Source organism: Enterobacter sp. WCHEn045836 (assembly GCF_003965585.1).
Lineage (GTDB): Bacteria > Pseudomonadota > Gammaproteobacteria > Enterobacterales > Enterobacteriaceae > Enterobacter > Enterobacter dissolvens.
On the sequence record NZ_RXPT01000005.1, the window covers coordinates 205,783 to 223,265 of the forward strand.

Below are 17,483 nucleotides of genomic sequence, written 5' to 3' on the forward strand. Positions count from 1 at the left end.
CTCCTTAAAAAAAGAGGCTAATGTTACCAGTTAAGACGCGCACTGAAAAACGGTTCTCTGTTAGACTTCAGTTAACTCTCTCTTACAGTATGGCATTTGCGATGAAAGTAACCTCACAAGTTGAAGCGCAGCGTAAGATTCTGGAAGAAGCCGTCTCCACCGCGCTGACGCTCGCTTCAGGTAAATCAGATGGCGCCGAAGTGGCGGTCAGCAAAACCACCGGCATTAGCGTGAGCACCCGCTATGGCGAAGTGGAGAATGTAGAATTTAACAGCGATGGGGCGCTGGGGATCACGGTCTATCACCAGAATCGCAAAGGTAGCGCCTCCTCAACCGACCTCAGCCCGGATGCCATTGCCCGTACGGTGCAGGCGGCGCTGGATATTGCGCGTTACACCTCCCCGGATCCTTACGCTGGCGTGGCGGATAAAGATCTGCTGGCGTTTGACGCCCCGGATCTCGATCTTTTCCACCCGGCGGAAGTCACCCCGGATGAAGCCATCGAGCTGGCCGCGCGTGCCGAACAGGCGTCTTTGCAGGCGGATAAACGCATCACCAATACCGAAGGCGGCAGTTTCAATAGCCATTACGGCATCAAAGTCTTCGGCAACTCGCATGGCATGCTGCAGGGCTACTGTTCAACCCGTCACTCGCTCTCAAGCTGCGTGATTGCCGAAGAGAACGGCGATATGGAGCGGGATTACGCGTACACCATCGGCCGTGCGCTGGGCGATTTGCAGTCGCCGGAGTGGGTGGGTAAAGCGTGTGCCGAGCGTACGCTGTCTCGCCTGTCGCCGCGTAAGCTCTCCACCATGAAAGCCCCGGTCATTTTTGCCAATGAAGTGGCGACCGGTCTGTTTGGTCATCTGGTGGGGGCGATTGCCGGGGGATCGGTTTACCGTAAATCGACGTTCCTGCTCGACTCACTGGGCAAACAGATCCTGCCCGAATGGCTGACCATTGAAGAGCACCCGCATCTGCTGAAAGGGCTGGCCTCTACGCCATTCGACAGCGAAGGCGTGCGCACGGAACGCCGTGATATCGTCAAAGACGGTGTGCTGACCCAGTGGCTGCTGACCAACTACTCCGCGCGCAAGCTTGGGCTGAAAAGTACCGGGCATGCAGGCGGCATTCATAACTGGCGGATTGCCGGACAGGGCCTGAACTTTGAGCAGATGCTTAAAGAGATGGGCACCGGTCTGGTCGTCACAGAACTGATGGGCCAGGGCGTGAGCGGCATCACCGGGGATTACTCTCGCGGGGCGGCAGGCTTCTGGGTCGAAAACGGCGAAATTCAGTATCCGGTAAGCGAAATTACCATTGCCGGCAACCTGAAGGATATGTGGCGCAATATCGTTACGGTCGGTAACGATATTGAAACACGTAGCAATATACAGTGTGGTTCTGTATTACTGCCGGAAATGAAAATCGCCGGCCAGTAATACCCGAAAAGCGTTTTAATAATAAAAAAGGAAGTGAGCAATGCGTAAACATCTGTTAGCGATCGTCGCGGCTTCAACGCTGGTTCTTGGCTCTTCCGCGTTTGCTGCCGATCTTGAAGATAACATGGATATCCTCAGTGAAAACCTGAAGGTTGTTCAGAAGACGGACAATGCGGCGGAAATGAAAGGCGCTTTGACCAAAATGCGTGAAGCGGCGCTGGACGCGCAAAAAGCGACACCGCCAAAGCTGGAAAGCAAAGCGGCAGACAGCGCAGAGATGAAAGACTACCGCCACGGTTTTGACGTGCTGGTCGGTCAGATTGACGGCGCGCTGAAGCTCGCTAACGAAGGCAAAGTGAAGGAAGCCCAGGCGGCAGCCGACCAGTTTGTCGCGACGCGCAACACCTATCACAAAAAGTATCGTTAATTGGGTGCCTGAGCTGTACGTCCTTTCCCGTATGCGGGGGCGCAGTTAGCGCCCCCGCATCTTTGCTCCCTACTGGCCGGAGCGACACTCCATCCGCGCGGTCACTTCAAGCGAGCCGTTTCGAAAACGGATCTCGCACAGTGTTTTCCTCGTCACCAGCGTTAAGATGATTATCGTCAAAGAAATAATCATCAAAACCCTGATACTTGGGGATTGGCGTTTCATGGATGCCTCCTTGCTGTAAAGCGGGCGAGGTAGCGAACTCCACGGTCCGACGTGTCGTTTCGAGCCCCCGCCCTGATTTTTTATCAGGCGGGGCTTTCCACTTTCCGTCCCATGCCTGAGACGGTCAGTCTCAAGCACCCGCCGCCACTCTAGCGAATCCCCATAAGAAAACCTTATCCACGTCACATTTCTACGAGTCGGCTCGTAATCTTTTCCGCTTCGCTCTCCCCATATTTGCCGTCAGATAACGTGATATTCATCACGTAAATACAGCGATTTATCCAGATTCAGCCTATTTATGTGGCACAGATCACTGCTGCGGCTCGCCTTTCCACTTCGAAGTGGAAAACAACTCGCTACAAACCCGCCATCGCCAACGTTAGTTTTATTCCAGAGCCATTAACGGGGTAAGACCAGTGAGTAACGGAGCGGTAATGAACGACGTTGGGGATCAGGCGGAGCAAACAGAAAAGCTCGCGAACACCATGCTGCAGCAGGTTTATGCCCTGCTGGCCCGGCACAACATCATCCCCAATGCAGTACAGGAACAGATGCTCACCTCCCATGTCCGCGCGATGGCGCACCGGTCCGTGACCGGCGAGCCGCTACCGGAAGTGGAGGCAGAGCTGTTCGACGAAATTTCACCGGATTCAATGCGACTCGCCCGTGAAGTGGTAGCGCAGTTTGGCAACCTTCCTGATGAAGAAGCCTGGCTGCTCTCCGTTCACTTTGAAGTCGCGAAAGACAACCTTTAAGGAGCAACACATGGAACAGATTACAGTCGTGATTGGCGATCGCCTGGGTAAAGGCCAGAAAGTGGCTGCCGGTGTGGAAAAAGCGGGTGGACGTGCGGTTGTCGTGCCGGGTATGGCGGCAGATATGAAACTCGGCGACGTCATGAAAGCGGAAAACGCCACCTTCGGCATCTCCTTCTGCGGCAGCGGCGGCGCGGGTGCCATCACGGCGCAAACCAAATATGGCTACAAAGCGAAATACGGCATGCGCTCCGTGGATGAGGGGGTGACCGCCATCAACGAAGGCTGCAACGTGCTGGGCTTTGGCTTTATGGATAAAGAAGAGCTGGGTGAGCGTCTGGTGCAGGCGTGGCAGAAGAAGCACGGCGCATAAGCATGAAAGAACAGTTCACAACCACGGTGAGAGTGAAGGGGAAGGGCGACGCCAAAGCGCGCGCCTTTGCCGACGCGCTCAACCACGTTCAGGCCGCGGTGATGAAAGCCTCACCGCATATCTTACTGCGTATTGAGCCACAGGATGTGCAGGTCGTTCAGGCGCAAGAAGCGGTGCGTAAAGAAGCGTTTCTGTTCTTCTTTTTGCGCCGGGAAAGACGCACCTACAGCGTGGAGCTGGATGTGACCGTCAACGTGACCGCCATCAATCTCGACCAGGTGGATTTCGTCACGCAACGCTGATTATTCATAAAAGGGCAGACTGATGTTCTTAATTATATTAATAAAATCGCTCATCATTGGCGGCCTGGTGGGCGTCGGTGTGGGGGCCGGGGCTGCACGCATGTTTCATGCGCCTACCACTCAGGGGATGGGCGCGTTTCGTACGTTGGGGGAACTGAACTCCTGTGAAGGGGATCCAGCGTCCCACTTCTCCTTTGGGTTAGGCTTCTTCTTTAACGCCTGGGCCTCTTCCGTGGCCGCAGGTGCCTTCACACAGGACGTAGACCACCGCATCATCCCAAACTGGGGTGCCGCAGCATTGATGATCAAAAACCGTAACGTCGGCGAAACGCTGCACGATCCCCGCAAAATGGCGATTGCCTGCGGCATCATCGGCATGATTGTCGTCACCTTCCTTAACCTGACTGCCTCTTCTGTTCCGGCCGCGCTGCAGGTCACCGCCGTGAAGGTACTGGTACCGGCGGCGAACCTGCTGGTGAACACCGTGATGCCGGTGATCTTCTGGCTGGCGGCCATCGACGCGGGTAAAAAATCCGGCTTCTGGGCCACCATTTTCGGCGGCGCGGCGCAGTTGATTATGGGCAACGCCGTACCGGGCCTGGTACTGGGGATCCTGATCGGTAAAGGCGTGGAAGAGAGCGGCTGGAACCACGTCACCAAAGTGATGATGGCGGCCATCGTTCTGCTGTTCGTGCTGAGCGGCTTCTTCCGCGGCTTCGACATGAAGATGATCGAATCCTTCCATCTGACCGTGCCGAACTGGCTCGACATGATCCACAACTCGCTCAGCGGTAAATAACAGGAGCCTCTGAATGGAACAGAATAAAGGTTTTTGGTATGCCGACTGGTCGTTCCCGATCTTCGTTGGCCTGCTCTCCTCCGGCGTATTTGCCGGGACGCACATGTACTACCTCTACGGCATCGGCGCGTTTAACGAAGTGGCCTTCGTGGCGATGCTGAAGGCGGGAATTGATACCGGCGTGTACGGCGCGGTGGCGGCGTTCGGCGCGAGCTTCCTGTTCGCCCGCATCATCGAAGGATCGCTGGTAGGGATCCTCGACATCGGCGGGGCGATCCAGACCGGCGTGGGTCTTGGTGTGCCGGCACTGCTGTTGGGCGCGGGGATCATGTTCCCGGTGACCAACTTCATTGCCGCGCTCATTACCGGCCTGGTGATTGGTCTGGCGATCGGCTACGTCATCATCCTGGCGCGTAAGTTCACCATCAACCAGAGCAACTCCACCTACGGGGCGGACGTGATGATGGGCGCGGGCAATGCCTCCGGTCGTTTTCTGGGGCCGTTGATTATCCTCAGCGCCATGACCGCTTCCATTCCGATTGGCGTCGGTTCCCTGCTGGGCGCGCTGCTGTTCTACATCTGGCAGAAGCCGATCACCGGCGGTGCCATCCTTGGTGCCATGATTTTAGGCTGGCTGTTCCCGGTCGCCCTTTAATACCTGCGGGCGCGCTGGCGCCCGCCTTATCAGGAGAACCCCATGTTTGATTTACTCCTGCGCCGTGCGCGCCTTAGCGACGATACCCTGACCGATATCGCCATTCAGGACGGGAAAATTGCCGCAACAGGCGACATAGACGCTCCCGCCCGCAAAACGGTGGAGCTGAACGGTGACGTGTTCGTCAGCGCAGGCTGGATCGACTCCCACGTCCACTGCTACCCGAACTCCCCCATTTACCACGACGAACCGGACAGCGTGGGTATCGCTACCGGCGTCACCACCGTAGTGGATGCGGGCAGTACCGGTGCCGATGACGTGGATGATTTCTATGACATCACCCGCAAGGCTTCAACCGAGGTCTTTGCCCTGCTGAATATCTCCCGCGTGGGGCTGATTGCCCAGAACGAGCTGGCCAATATGGTGAATATTGATGCCGATGCCGTGAAGCAGGCGGTGAAACGCCATCCTGACTTTATCGTCGGGCTGAAAGCGCGCATGAGCAGCAGCGTGGTGGGTGAAAACGGTATTACGCCGCTGGAGCGCGCCAAAGCCATTCAGAAAGAGAACGGCGACCTGCCGCTGATGGTGCACATTGGCAATAACCCGCCGAATCTGGATGAAATTGCCGAGCTGCTGAGCTCGGGCGACATCATTACCCACTGCTACAACGGCAAGCCAAACCGCATTCTGACGCCCTCCGGCGAACTGCGCGCCTCTATTGCCTCTGCCCTGAAACGCGGCGTGCGGCTGGACGTGGGCCACGGTACGGCGAGCTTCAGCTTTGAAGTGGCGAAACGCGCTATCGCGATGGGCATTCTGCCGCACACCATCAGCTCGGATATCTACTGCCGCAACCGCATCAATGGCCCGGTGGGCTCGCTGGCAAGCGTGATGTCGAAATTCCTCGCCATCGGCATGTCATTGCCGCAGGTGATTGACTGCGTCACCGCCAACGCCGCCGACGGCCTGCGCCTGTCGCGCAAAGGGCGTATCGAACCCGGCCTCGACGCCGACCTGACGCTGTTCACCCTTAAACGTCAGCCGACGGTGCTGACGGATGCTGAAAACGACAGCCTGCAGGCTGAACACATTCTGGTGCCGCTTGCCGCGATCCGCGCGGGCAAGGGCTACATGACCGAACAAGGGAGCACGGAACATGCCTTCGATTTATGAGAAGTACCACTTAAAGCAAGTCATCAACACCTCTGGCCGCATGACGGCGCTGGGTGTCTCCACGCCACGCCCGGAAGTGGTGCAGGCGGCGATGGACGGCATGAATCACTATTTCGAGATGAAGGATCTGGTCAACAAAACCGGGGAATACATCGCGAAGCTGCTGGAGGTGGAAGGGGCAACGGTGGTCTCCTGTGCGTCGGCGGGCATTGCCCAGTCCGTGGCGGCGGTGCTGGTGAAAGACAGCGACTGGCTGCTGGAAAACCTGCACGTCACCCCGATTGAGAACAACGAGATCGTGCTGCCGAAAGGCCACAACGTTAACTTTGGCGCGCCCGTGGGCACCATGGTGGCGCTGGGCGGCGGCAAGCTGGTGGAAGCGGGTTACGCCAACGAATGCTCAGCCGATCAGCTGGCGGCGGCGATCACCCCGCGCACGGCGGCGATCCTCTATATCAAATCACACCACTGCGTGCAGAAAAGCATGCTCAGCGTTGAGCAGGCAGCGGTTGTGGCGCGCAAACACGATTTGCCCCTGATCGTCGATGCCGCAGCGGAAGAAGATCTGCATACCTATTACCGCTCCGGTGCCGACCTGGTGATCTACAGCGGCGCGAAGGCAATTGAAGGGCCAACCAGCGGGCTGGTGATCGGCAAAACCCAGTACGTTGAGTGGGTGAAGCGCCAGACGGCGGGCATTGGCCGCGCCATGAAGGTGGGTAAAGAGGGGATCCTCGGCCTGACCTGCGCCATCGAACACTACCTGACGGCGACCAAAGAGAGCGGGGCGGAGATGGTGGCGAAGATGACGCCGTTTATCGATGCGCTCAACACCCTTAACGGCGTCACCGCGCGCGTGGTCTGGGACAGTGCCGGTCGCGATATCGCGCGTACCGAGATTAAGTTTGACGAAGCCGTAACCGGCATCGGCACCGGCGAGCTGGTGAATGCCCTGAAGCAGGGCGAATACGCCATTTATTTCCGCGGCTACAAGGCCAACGAAGGGATTATCGAAGCGGACGTGCGCAGCGTGAACGCTGACCAGCTGAACATTGTGTACCGCCGCATAAGCGAAGTGTTAGGACAGGAGAAAAAGGCATGAAACTGACCCCCAACTTTTACCGTGACCGCGTCTGCCTGAACGTGCTGGCAGGCTCAAAAGCGAACGCCAGCGCCATTTACGAGGCGGCGGAAGGTCATGTGCTGGTGGGCGTGCTCTCCAAAAATTACCCGGACGTGGCCAGTGCGGTTGCTGATATGCGTGAGTACGCGGCGCTGATTGATAACGCGCTCTCGGTAGGCCTGGGGGCGGGCGACCCGAACCAGTCGGCGATGGTGAGCGAAATCTCCCGTCAGGTGCAGCCGCAGCACGTTAACCAGGTTTTCACCGGCGTGGCCACCAGCCGTGCGCTGCTGGGGCAGAATGAATCGGTGGTCAACGGTCTGGTCTCCCCAACCGGCACCGTCGGGATGGTGAAAATCTCCACCGGCCCGCTGAGCAGCGCGGCACCGGACGGCATCGTGCCGGTTGAAACGGCGATCGCCCTGCTGAAAGACTTTGGCGGCAGTTCAGTCAAATACTTCCCGATGGGCGGTCTGAAGTGCCGTGACGAATACCAGGCCGTGGCGGAAGCCTGCGCCCGTCACGACTTCTGGCTGGAGCCGACCGGGGGTATCGATCTGGAAAACTACGAGGCGATCCTGCAGATCGCCCTGGACGCGGGCGTGAGCAAAATCATTCCGCATATTTACAGCTCGATTATCGACAAAGCCAGCGGCGATACGCGTCCGGATGATGTGCGTACGCTGCTTGCGATGACGAAGACGCTGGTGAAGTAAAAACTGCCCCTCACCCCGGCCCTCTCCCAAAGGGAGAGGGTTAGGGTGAGGGGAAACACACCGCACCAACCTGAAGGAGCCACCATGCACACCCGTACCTTGCTTGTCGCTTCACTCTCTTTACTGGCTAACGCCGCTATCGCCCAGACGCAGTACGTCTGGGTCGGCACCTACAACCCCAACGGGGAAGGGCTGTACCGCTTTACTGTGGACCCGCACACCGGTGCGCTCAGCGATAAAATGCTGGTCAGCACGCTGCCGAACGCCGCGCAACTGACCGTCTCTCACGATGGCAAAATGCTGTATCTGGCAAGCGAAGTGGAGCAGGGCGTAGTGCAGGCGCTGCGTATTGGTGCCAGCGGCGAACTGAGCGAGATGAATCAGATCTCCTCCGGTGGTGCGGGACCGGTGTATCTGTCGCTCACGCCGAACGGGCGTCATCTGCTGGTGGCAAACTACGTAAGTGGATCGATCGCCGTGCTGCCGATCAAAGCCGATGGCAGCCTGGGTGACGCCACGGACAAACGTCAGGATCAGGGCGAACCGGGGGCGGCAAAACCGGAAGCCGCTGTGGAGGGCAGTTTTGCCATCAGCGATCATAATGGCCCCCATGCGCACATGATCGCCGCCGATCCGAGCGGGAAATATGTGTTTTCCACCGATCTGGGGCTGGATCGTATCTACCAGTACCGCTTTGACGATCGAACCGGCAAGCTGACGCCGAACGATCCGCCGTTTATCAGCGCCTCCTCAAAAGGGGCCGGGCCGCGGCACTTTGTCTTTACGCCGAAGGGGGATGCGCTGTGGCTGATTAATGAAGAGGCGTCAACGCTCACCCATTATACGCTGGACAGCAACGGCAGGCTGAAAGAGGGCAAAACGCTCTCCGCGCTGCCAGAAGGTTACAAAGGCACCAGTTTTGCGGCCGGGCTGGTGCTGAGCTCAGATGGTAAACAGCTGTATGTGGCTAACCGTTTGCATAACAGCATCGGGCACTTTACCGTAACAGCGGAGGGCACGCTGACGCATCAGGACGATGTCTGGACGCGTGGCGACTACCCGCGCACCCTGACGCTCGATAAACAGGGGCGCTGGCTGTACGTCATGAACCAGCGCAGCGACAACATTACCCGTTTCCGCGTCGGTCAGGACGGCAAGCTAAGCTTTGAGTCAGACTATACCCCGGTCGGCAGCCCATCCCAGATGGTCATTTCACCCTGAGCAGTAAGAGGACAACGACGTGCGATTTCCGAACCAACGTTTAGCGCAACTTTTCGATCTGTTGCAAAACGAGACGCTGCCGCAGGACGAGCTGGCGCAGCGGCTGTCGGTCTCCACGCGAACCGTCCGGGCGGATATTTCCGCCCTGAACGCGCTGCTGGCAAGCCACGGCGCGCAGTTTATCCTGAGCCGCGGCAATGGCTACCAGCTCAAAATTGACGATGCGGCGCGGTACCAAGAGCTGCAGGCCTCCCACCCGCGCGCGCTGCGTATCCCCCGCACCGGGCCGGAGCGCGTGCATTATCTGGTGGTACGTTTTCTCACCTCGGCGTTTTCACTCAAGCTGGAAGACCTGGCCGATGAGTGGTTCGTCAGCCGCGCCACGCTGCAGAGCGACATGGTGGAGGTACGGGAGTGGTTCCACCGCTACAACCTGACGCTGGAAACGCGTCCACGCCACGGCATGAAGCTGTTTGGCAGTGAGATGGCGACCCGCGCCTGTCTGACCGATCTGCTCTGGGAGCTGGCCCAGCAGGACAGCCTGAACCCGCTGGTGACCGACGTGGCGCTCAATGCCGGAGTAGCAGAGCAGATGGTGCCCGTACTGCACGAGGCGCTGACGCGGCATCACATCCGCCTGACCGACGAAGGCGAGCTGTTCCTGCGACTCTACTGCGCGGTGTCGGTGCGCCGCATCAGTGAAGGTTACCCGCTGCCGGAATTCCACGCCGAAGATGTGGAAGAGAACGTGCGTGACGCGGCGAAAGATATCGCGGTGACCATCCAGCAACTGGCGGGCAAAGCGCTTTCCCCTTCGGAAGAGAGCTGGCTGTGCGTGCATATCGCCGCGCGGCAAATCCAGGATATCGCGCCGAGCGCCATCAATGCGGATGACGACGAAGCGCTGGTCAACTACATCCTGCGCTATATCAACACCCACTATAACTACAACCTGCTCAGCGACGAGCAGCTGCATGCGGATCTGCTTACCCATATCAAAACCATGATCACCCGCGTGCGGTATCAAATCATGATCCCGAATCCGCTGCTGGATAACATCAAGCAGCACTATCCGATGGCGTGGGATATGACGCTGGCGGCAGTCTCAAGCTGGGGAAAATACACGCCGTATGTGATCAGCGAAAACGAGATTGGCTTCCTGGTGCTGCATATTGGCGTCGGGCTGGAGCGCCACTATAACATTGGCTACCAGCGCCAGCCGCGCGTGCTGCTGGTGTGCGATGCCGGTAATGCCATGGTGCGCATGATTGAGGCGGTGCTGCAGCGCAAATACCCGCAGATTGAGGTCACACGCACGCTTACGCTTCGCGAGTACGAGCAGACGGAATCCATTAGCGAAGACTTTGTGATCTCAACTGCCCGCGTCAGTGAAAAGTCAAAGCCGGTGGTAATGATCGCCCCGTTCCCGACGGACTACCAGCTGGAGCAGATTGGCAAGCTGGTGCTGGTGGACAGAACCCGTCCGTGGATGCTGGATAAATACTTCGACGCCGCGCATTTCCGCATTCTCAACGCCCCTGTGGACCAGCAAACGCTGTTCCGCGAACTCTGCGTTCAGCTTGAAGAAGAGGGCTTTGTCGGGGCGGAGTTCCTCGACTCGGTCGTTGAACGTGAAGCCATCGTCAGTACCATGCTCGGCGACGGTATCGCGCTGCCGCACTCCCTTGGCCTGCTGGCGCAGAAAACGGTGGTCTATACCGTGCTCGCCCCGCACGGCGTCCAGTGGGGCGACGAAACCGCACATGTCATTTTCCTGCTCGCCATCAGCAAAAGCGAATACGAAGAGGCGATGGCGATTTACGATATTTTCGTCACCTTCCTGCGCGAGCGTGCGATGTCACGGCTCTGTAGCTGCGGTGATTTTGCCGGGTTTAAGGCGGTGGCGATGGAGAGTTTGAGCCGGTTTTGAAAAGAGGGCGGATAGAGGATATCCGCCGTCGATCACCGTAGATGATGCACAACCTGATTACTGCTGCCGCGCCAGATAAGCGCCGGGTCTTTTAAATCCTGTACAAATTTGCCGTCGACCAGCACGTTAATCAGATCCACCACTTCCCTTTGCTGCGCGTTCAGCTCGTCCAGCTTATAGCCCGTCCAGACCCAGATATCTTTTCCTGCGCACTCGCGGCGAATGCGTTTCACCAGCTTCAGGATCTCCGGCACGTTTTGCGGATGCAGCGGATCGCCGCCGGAGAGCGAAATCCCCTGGCGTTTGATGCGGGTGTCGTTGAGATCGTTAATGATCCGGTCTTCCATCCCGGCGGTAAACGGCATGCCGGAATTGAGGCGCCAGGTACTTTTGTTGTAGCAACCAGGGCATTCGTGCACGCAGCCTGAGACAAAAAGAGTGCAGCGGGTGCCGGGGCCGTTAACGATGTCGACGGGGTAGTACTGGTGATAGTTCATAGTGTTAACCTGATGTGATGCCTTTAACCCTCACCCCGGCCCTCTCCCACGGGGAGAGGGGGAAGAGTTCCCTCTCCCTTGAGGGAGAGGGCCAGGGTGAGGGGGAGAACACGGAACTTACCTGATCTGCCCATTCCCTAAATGCTTCACGCGGCGTTTCACCTCTTCCTGCTTGCCGGCGTTGAACGGACGCGCATCCGGGCTGCCAAGATAGCCGCATACGCGGCGGGTCACCGATACGCGGGCCGCATCGTGGTTGCCGCATTTCGGGCAGGTAAAGCCTTTACTGGTACACTCAAACTCGCCGGTAAAGCCGCACTCGTAGCACTCGTCGATAGGCGTGTTGGTGCCGTAATACGGCACGTGCTGATAGCTATAATCCCACACGTCTTCCAGCGCCTTCAGGTTATGCTGGATGTTCGGGTACTCGCCGTAGCAGATAAAGCCGCCGCTGGCGATAGGGGGATAGGCCGCTTCAAAGTCAATCTTGTCGTACGGGTTCACCTTTTTCTCCACGTCCAGGTGGAAGCTGTTGGTGTAGTAACCTTTGTCGGTCACCCCTTCCACAATACCGAACTCGGCGGTGTCCAGACGGCAGAATCGGTCGCACAGGTTTTCGCTCGGCGTGCTGTACAGGCTAAAGCCGTAGCCGGTCTCTTCTTTCCACTGGTCAACGGCATCGCGCAGACGCTGAACAATGGCGATGCCTTTCTCGCGCAGGGCGTCGCTGTCATACATATGCGTGTTACCAAACAGCGCGTTGATGGTTTCGTGAATGCCGATATAGCCCAGCGAGATCGACGCACGACCGTTTTTGAAGATCTCAGACACGTCGTCGTCCGCTTTCAGACGCACGCCGCAGGCCCCTTCCATATAGAGGATCGGCGCCACGCGCGCCTTGACTCCTTCCAGACGGGCGATGCGGGTCATCAGCGCTTTACGCGCCAGCTGTAAACGCTCATCCAGCAGCGTCCAGAAGGCCGCTTCATTCCCTTTGGCTTCCAGCGCGATGCGCGGCAGGTTCAGGCTGATCACACCCAGGTTGTTGCGGCCGTCATGCACCTGCTCACCGTTTTCGTCCTCATACACGCCGAGGAAGCTGCGGCAGCCCATCGGGGTTTTAAACGAACCGGTGACTTTCACCACCTGGTCGTAGTTCAGAATGTCCGGATACATGCGCTTGCTCGCGCACTCCAGCGCCAGCTGTTTAATGTCGTAGTTCGGGTCACCAAACTTATGGTTCAGGCCGTCGCGGATGGCGAACACCAGTTTCGGGAACACTGCCGTTTTGCGGTTTTTGCCAAGACCGGAGATACGGTTACGCAGAATAGACTGCTGAATCAGGCGCGATTCCCAGCTGGTTCCCAGACCAAAGCCGAACGTGACGAATGGCGTCTGACCATTAGCGGTATGCAGCGTGTTCACCTCGTACTCCAGCGACTGGAACGCGTCATAGCACTCTTTCTCGGTGCGGGAATGGGCGTAGCCGTCGGCATCGGGGATCTGCCACTCTTCCGCCGTTTTACGGTGCTTTTTAAAGCTGGCGGTGACAAACGGGGCCAGCACTTCATCAATGCGGTTAATGGTGGTGCCGCCGTAAATGTGGCTCGCGACCTGGGCGATAATCTGCGCCGTGACGGCCGTCGCCGTGGAGATGGACTTCGGTGGCTCAATCTCGGCGTTACCCATTTTAAAACCGTGGGTCAGCATGCCTTTCAGGTCGATCAGCATGCAGTTGAACATCGGGAAGAACGGCGAGTAATCAAGATCGTGGTAGTGGATCTCACCGCGCTCGTGCGCCGATACCACGTCACGCGGCAGCAGATGCTGACGGGCGTAGTGTTTGGCGACAATACCGGCCAGCAGATCGCGCTGGGTCGGGATCACCTTGCTGTCTTTATTGGCGTTTTCATTGAGCAGGGCGGAGTTGGTCTGTTCGACCAGGCCCCGGATCTCCTGATTCAGGCGGCCGCGCTTCTCACGCTGGACGTCGCGGTCGTGGCGGTACTCAATATAAGCGCGCGCTAACTGCTTGTAAGGACCAGACATCAGCTGGTTCTCAACCGCAGTCTGGATCTCGCTGATATCCACCTGGCTGCGTTCGTTCATCTGGCGGCTAACGACGTCTGCGACGGTGGCGCAGTAATCTGCGTCATCGACTCCCGCTGCTTTCGCTGCACGCAGAATGGCTTCCTGAATGCGCTCTGATTTAAACGGCACTTTACAGCCATCACGTTTCATCACATGCGGTGTCATGATCACTCCATTTTAAAAACAGGTTATCCACAGAGGTGGGGAAGTATGCACCGGATGGATTATCAGCCAGCCCAATGACTTCCCGCGTTCCCGACCCTTGTTATCCACAATTCCGGAGAGCGGAGTCGCCGTCTTGTTGTTGGAATAGTAGACGATAAATACAAGATGTTGGGTCGGCCAGCATTTTAAGTTCTATATATAGTGATTTGCATCAAACATGTTTGCGATTTTTTTGATTCAGAACAAAGTAAAAAGACGAGAGTACACACGACGGGCGCTGGAGCGAATGTAAATCCGCAAAGGAAAAATCTGATTAATTATTCAACAAAAACAGTAAAGTACACCGGGCGCTGCTGTCGCGCCCGGCGGGAGATTACGCCTGTAGCCACCAGACGGCTTCAAACGGACGTAGCGTGGTGGGGTGGGGGGCCGGGTAGTTACTCATGAGGGCTTGCCACTCACCGCTGAGAACGTCTGATTCCCATTCATGAGACTGATGGCTGAGGTTAGCCACCACCACCAGGGTTTGCCCCTGCCACTGGCGGCGATAACACCACAGGGACGGATGTTCCGGCAGCAGATCCTGATAATCGCCCCACGTCAGCACCGGCAGGGTTTTGCGCAGGCGAATCAGCGACTGGTAGGAATAAAACACCGAATCAGGATCGTCCAGCGCCGCGCGGGCGTTGATCGTCTCGTAGTTGTCGCAGACGCCAATCCACGGCTCACCTTCGGTAAAGCCCGCATTGTGCGAGGCATCCCACTGCATCGGCGTGCGCCCGTTATCACGCGACTTACTCGCCAGAATCGCCAGTAATTCGTTCGGATCGCGGCCGTTAGCCCGCAGTTCGGCGAACATGTTCAGGCTTTCCACGTCGCGGTAATCGGTGATGCGGCTGAAGTGCGGGTTGGTCATGCCAAGCTCTTCACCCTGATAGATATACGGCGTGCCCTGCATCCCGTGCAGCACCATGCCGAGCATCTTCGCTGCCGGTACGCGGTGTTCGCCTTCATCGCCAAAGCGCGACACAATGCGCGGCTGATCGTGGTTACACCAGAACAGCGCGTTCCACGCTTTGTTATGCATCCCCTGTTGCCAGTGGTTGAAGAGCGTTTTTAGCGCCACGAAATCCGGTTTTGCCAGCGTCCATTTTTCGCCGCCGGGGTAATCCACCTTCAGATGATGGAAGTTAAAGGTCATCGACAGTTCGCGCCCGTCGAGAGACGCATACTGCTGGCAGTTCTCCAGCGAGGTGGAGGACATCTCGCCCACCGTCATCAGATTACGCGGCGTAAAGACGTCGCGGCTCATCTCCTGGAGATATTCATGAATGCGCGGCCCGTCAGTGTAGAAGCGGCGACCGTCGCCAGTATCGTCATTCGGGAAAGCCTGATCTTTCGAAATCAGGTTAATCACATCCAGACGCAGGCCGTCCACGCCGCGATCGGCCCAGAACTCGCACACCTTTTTCAGCTCGGCGCGCACGGCCGGATTCTCCCAGTTGAGATCCGCCTGCTCCGGGGCGAAGAGGTGCAGATAATACTGCTCGCTCTCGGCGTGCCAGCGCCAGGCGTTGCCGCCGAATTTGGAGCGCCAGTTGTTGGGAAGCTGCTCCGGCGTGCCGTCGCGCCAGATATAAAACTGGCGGTACGGGCTGGCTTTATTCAGTGATTCACGGAACCAGGCGTGCTGGGTTGACGTGTGGTTAAACACCATATCCAGCACGATGCGAATGCCGCGTTCATGCGCCCGGGCGACCAGCTCGTCAAAGTCATCCAGCGTGCCGTACGCCGGGTCGATGGCGGTGTAATTCGCCACGTCGTAGCCGTTATCCACCTGCGGGGAGATGTAAAACGGCGTCAGCCAGATGGCGTCAATACCGAGGGTTTTCAGGTAGTCCAGCCGCTGCGTCACGCCGCGCAAATCGCCGGTGCCGCTGCCGGTCGTGTCCTGAAAACTTTTTGGGTAAATCTGATAGATGACGCCGTTCTGCCACCAGTGAGGAAGGGTATTCATAATGCGTTCCTGCAAATGCGAAGGGGCGCAACTGCGCCCCGAAAGATGAAGTTAAACAATCTGCAGCGCGCCCTGACGGAACTTACGCTGGTAAACCACGGTGGTGAGCGCCATAGGGACGATGATCGCAATGGCCATCGCCAGGGCAAACACCTGCCAGAAGGCGGGCTGAATGGAGAGAATACCCGGCAGGCCACCGACGCCGATGCCGTTCGCCATCACGCCGTTGAGACCACACACGAGACCCGCCAGACCCGAGCCGATCATGGCGCAGAGCATCGGGAAGCGGTATTTCAGGTTGATACCGTACATCGCCGGTTCGGTAACGCCGAGATACGCGGAGATGGCGGCCGGAACGGAAATTTCACGCTCGTTATGCTTACGGCTGACCAGAATAATGCCCGTTACGGCAGATGCCTGAGCGATGTTAGACAGCGCGATAATCGGCCAGACCGGCGTGCCGCCAAGGCTCTGGATCATCTGCATATCAATCGCCAGCGTGGTCTGGTGTACGCCGGTGATCACCAGCGGGGCGTACAGGAAGCCGAACAGCGCGGCACCAATCGGCGCGAAGCTGCCGGTCATCAGGTGACGGACGGCAAAGGCCACGCCGTCGCCGATCATGCGGCCAAACGGACCGATAAAGGCGTGCGCCAGGAACACCGCCAGGATCAGCGAGCAGACCGGCACCACCACCAGATAGAGGTAATCCGGCACAATGCGTTTCAGGCGCGTCTCAATAAAGCCCAGCGCCAGACCCGCCAGCAGTGCCGGGATCACCTGCGCCTGATAGCCCACTTTGGCGATGGTGAACAGGCCAAAGTTCCACACTTCCGGCGCCTGCTGACCAAGTAAGTAAGCGTTCATTAACTGTGGAGAGACCAGCGTTACGCCGAGTACGATACCCAGAATCGGGGTACCGCCCATTTTGCGTACGGCGGACCAGCAAATCCCCACCGGCAGATAGAAGAAGATCGCTTCGCCAATCAGCCACAGGAAGTCGTAAATGGTTTTCAGCGCCGGGTACATCTGCGCCAGGGTTTTGCCGTCGCTCATCGGCACATCACCGATGACGTTACGGAAGCCTAAAATTAAGCCCCCGCTGATCAACGCCGGCAGCAGCGGGAAGAAGATCTCTGCGAAGTGGGAGATAAGCTGCTCGTGCCATTTCATATTCTGGCGCGCGGCCTTTTTAGCCTGCTCTTTATCTGCCGCGTTGTGCCCGGTAGTGGCGAGCAGAGCCTGATAGTAATCGCCCACTTCGGTACCAATAACCACCTGGAACTGCCCGGCGTTGGTGAAGCAGCCTTTCACCATCGAAAGCGCTTCAATCGCTTTCGGATCGGCTTTAGCCGGATCGTTCAGCACGAAGCGCAGGCGGGTAATGCAATGGCTGACCGTCGCGATGTTTTCGCGACCGCCCACCAGGACGATCAGCTGATCGATATCTGCTTGTTTGACTTTACTCATCATGAAACCTCATGACAGATGGGAAGGGTGTAATGACCTGAGCGCAAGCCTACTCCTTCAGCGGGACGGCGAAAATGGGAACGTTCCCGAAATCGGGCG

General features: G+C 57.9%; 17 protein-coding genes. 12 read left to right on the forward strand and 5 right to left on the reverse strand.

Going from position 1 to position 17,483, the window contains the following annotated elements; all coding sequences use genetic code 11:
• Nucleotides 1-89 precede the first annotated feature (89 nt).
• Both pmbA and cybC read left to right on the forward strand, forming a co-directional pair.
• Nucleotides 90-1,442, forward strand: a complete 1,353-nt coding sequence (pmbA, locus tag EKN38_RS08750; protein ID WP_043951560.1) for a metalloprotease PmbA — start codon at nucleotides 90-92, stop codon at nucleotides 1,440-1,442.
• A 40-nt stretch (nucleotides 1,443-1,482) separates the two neighbouring features.
• Entirely contained in the window at nucleotides 1,483-1,869 is a 387-nt protein-coding gene (gene cybC / locus EKN38_RS08755) for a cytochrome b562 (RefSeq protein ID WP_014830441.1), read from the forward strand.
• 69 nt (nucleotides 1,870-1,938) lie between these two features.
• Here the strand turns inward: cybC and EKN38_RS08760 are convergent, their stop codons facing one another.
• Nucleotides 1,939-2,094: a Hok/Gef family protein gene (locus EKN38_RS08760; protein WP_014830442.1), complete on the reverse strand. Its 156-nt coding sequence runs from the start codon at nucleotides 2,092-2,094 to the stop codon at nucleotides 1,939-1,941.
• A 416-nt stretch (nucleotides 2,095-2,510) separates the two neighbouring features.
• Here EKN38_RS08760 and EKN38_RS08765 point away from each other — a divergent pair, with 416 nt between their 5' ends.
• The 10 genes from EKN38_RS08765 (at nucleotide 2,511) to EKN38_RS08810 (ending at nucleotide 11,144) form a co-directional block, all read left to right on the forward strand.
• Nucleotides 2,511-2,849: a glycine dehydrogenase gene (locus tag EKN38_RS08765; protein ID WP_028027887.1), complete on the forward strand. Its 339-nt coding sequence runs from the start codon at nucleotides 2,511-2,513 to the stop codon at nucleotides 2,847-2,849.
• 10 nt (nucleotides 2,850-2,859) lie between these two features.
• Nucleotides 2,860-3,222 (forward strand): SFCGS family glycine-rich protein, encoded by a 363-nt coding sequence (locus EKN38_RS08770; RefSeq protein WP_006179053.1) that lies wholly within the window; start codon nucleotides 2,860-2,862, stop codon nucleotides 3,220-3,222.
• 2 nt (nucleotides 3,223-3,224) lie between these two features.
• Nucleotides 3,225-3,524 (forward strand): DUF4312 family protein, encoded by a 300-nt coding sequence (locus EKN38_RS08775; RefSeq protein ID WP_006810338.1) that lies wholly within the window; start codon nucleotides 3,225-3,227, stop codon nucleotides 3,522-3,524.
• A gap of 22 nt (nucleotides 3,525-3,546) precedes the next feature.
• Nucleotides 3,547-4,323: a DUF4311 domain-containing protein gene (locus tag EKN38_RS08780; RefSeq protein WP_006810337.1), complete on the forward strand. Its 777-nt coding sequence runs from the start codon at nucleotides 3,547-3,549 to the stop codon at nucleotides 4,321-4,323.
• A 13-nt stretch (nucleotides 4,324-4,336) separates the two neighbouring features.
• Nucleotides 4,337-4,978: a DUF4310 family protein gene (locus tag EKN38_RS08785; protein WP_008501407.1), complete on the forward strand. Its 642-nt coding sequence runs from the start codon at nucleotides 4,337-4,339 to the stop codon at nucleotides 4,976-4,978.
• Nucleotides 4,979-5,020: 42 nt separating this feature from the next.
• The gene (locus tag EKN38_RS08790; protein ID WP_014830444.1) at nucleotides 5,021-6,154 is read left to right on the forward strand and encodes an amidohydrolase/deacetylase family metallohydrolase; all 1,134 of its coding nucleotides are present in this window, start codon (nucleotides 5,021-5,023) and stop codon (nucleotides 6,152-6,154) included.
• Nucleotides 6,138-7,256 (forward strand): DgaE family pyridoxal phosphate-dependent ammonia lyase, encoded by a 1,119-nt coding sequence (locus tag EKN38_RS08795; RefSeq protein ID WP_014830445.1) that lies wholly within the window; start codon nucleotides 6,138-6,140, stop codon nucleotides 7,254-7,256. The genes EKN38_RS08790 and EKN38_RS08795 overlap by 17 nt, the downstream gene beginning before the upstream one ends.
• Nucleotides 7,253-7,993 (forward strand): 2-dehydro-3-deoxy-phosphogluconate aldolase, encoded by a 741-nt coding sequence (gene dagF / locus EKN38_RS08800; RefSeq protein WP_014830446.1) that lies wholly within the window; start codon nucleotides 7,253-7,255, stop codon nucleotides 7,991-7,993. The genes EKN38_RS08795 and dagF overlap by 4 nt, the downstream gene beginning before the upstream one ends.
• Before the next feature lie 84 nt (nucleotides 7,994-8,077).
• Nucleotides 8,078-9,214, forward strand: coding sequence for a lactonase family protein (locus EKN38_RS08805; protein WP_014830447.1), 1,137 nt, complete (start codon nucleotides 8,078-8,080; stop codon nucleotides 9,212-9,214).
• 19 nt (nucleotides 9,215-9,233) lie between these two features.
• Nucleotides 9,234-11,144 (forward strand): BglG family transcription antiterminator, encoded by a 1,911-nt coding sequence (locus EKN38_RS08810; protein WP_014830448.1) that lies wholly within the window; start codon nucleotides 9,234-9,236, stop codon nucleotides 11,142-11,144.
• A 32-nt stretch (nucleotides 11,145-11,176) separates the two neighbouring features.
• Here EKN38_RS08810 and nrdG read toward each other — a convergent pair whose 3' ends face one another.
• The 4 genes from nrdG to treB form a co-directional block, all read right to left on the reverse strand.
• Nucleotides 11,177-11,641, reverse strand: coding sequence for an anaerobic ribonucleoside-triphosphate reductase-activating protein (gene nrdG / locus EKN38_RS08815; RefSeq protein ID WP_014830449.1), 465 nt, complete (start codon nucleotides 11,639-11,641; stop codon nucleotides 11,177-11,179).
• 117 nt (nucleotides 11,642-11,758) lie between these two features.
• The gene (gene nrdD, locus EKN38_RS08820) at nucleotides 11,759-13,897 is read right to left on the reverse strand and encodes an anaerobic ribonucleoside-triphosphate reductase (protein WP_126521995.1); all 2,139 of its coding nucleotides are present in this window, start codon (nucleotides 13,895-13,897) and stop codon (nucleotides 11,759-11,761) included.
• Between the two features lie 373 nt (nucleotides 13,898-14,270).
• Nucleotides 14,271-15,914 carry an alpha,alpha-phosphotrehalase gene (treC, locus tag EKN38_RS08830; protein ID WP_014830451.1) on the reverse strand — a complete coding sequence of 548 codons (1,644 nt, stop codon included), beginning with the start codon at nucleotides 15,912-15,914 and terminating at the stop codon, nucleotides 14,271-14,273.
• 51 nt (nucleotides 15,915-15,965) lie between these two features.
• Nucleotides 15,966-17,384: a PTS trehalose transporter subunit IIBC gene (gene treB, locus EKN38_RS08835; protein WP_014830452.1), complete on the reverse strand. Its 1,419-nt coding sequence runs from the start codon at nucleotides 17,382-17,384 to the stop codon at nucleotides 15,966-15,968.
• Between the last annotated feature and the right edge of the window lie 99 nt (nucleotides 17,385-17,483).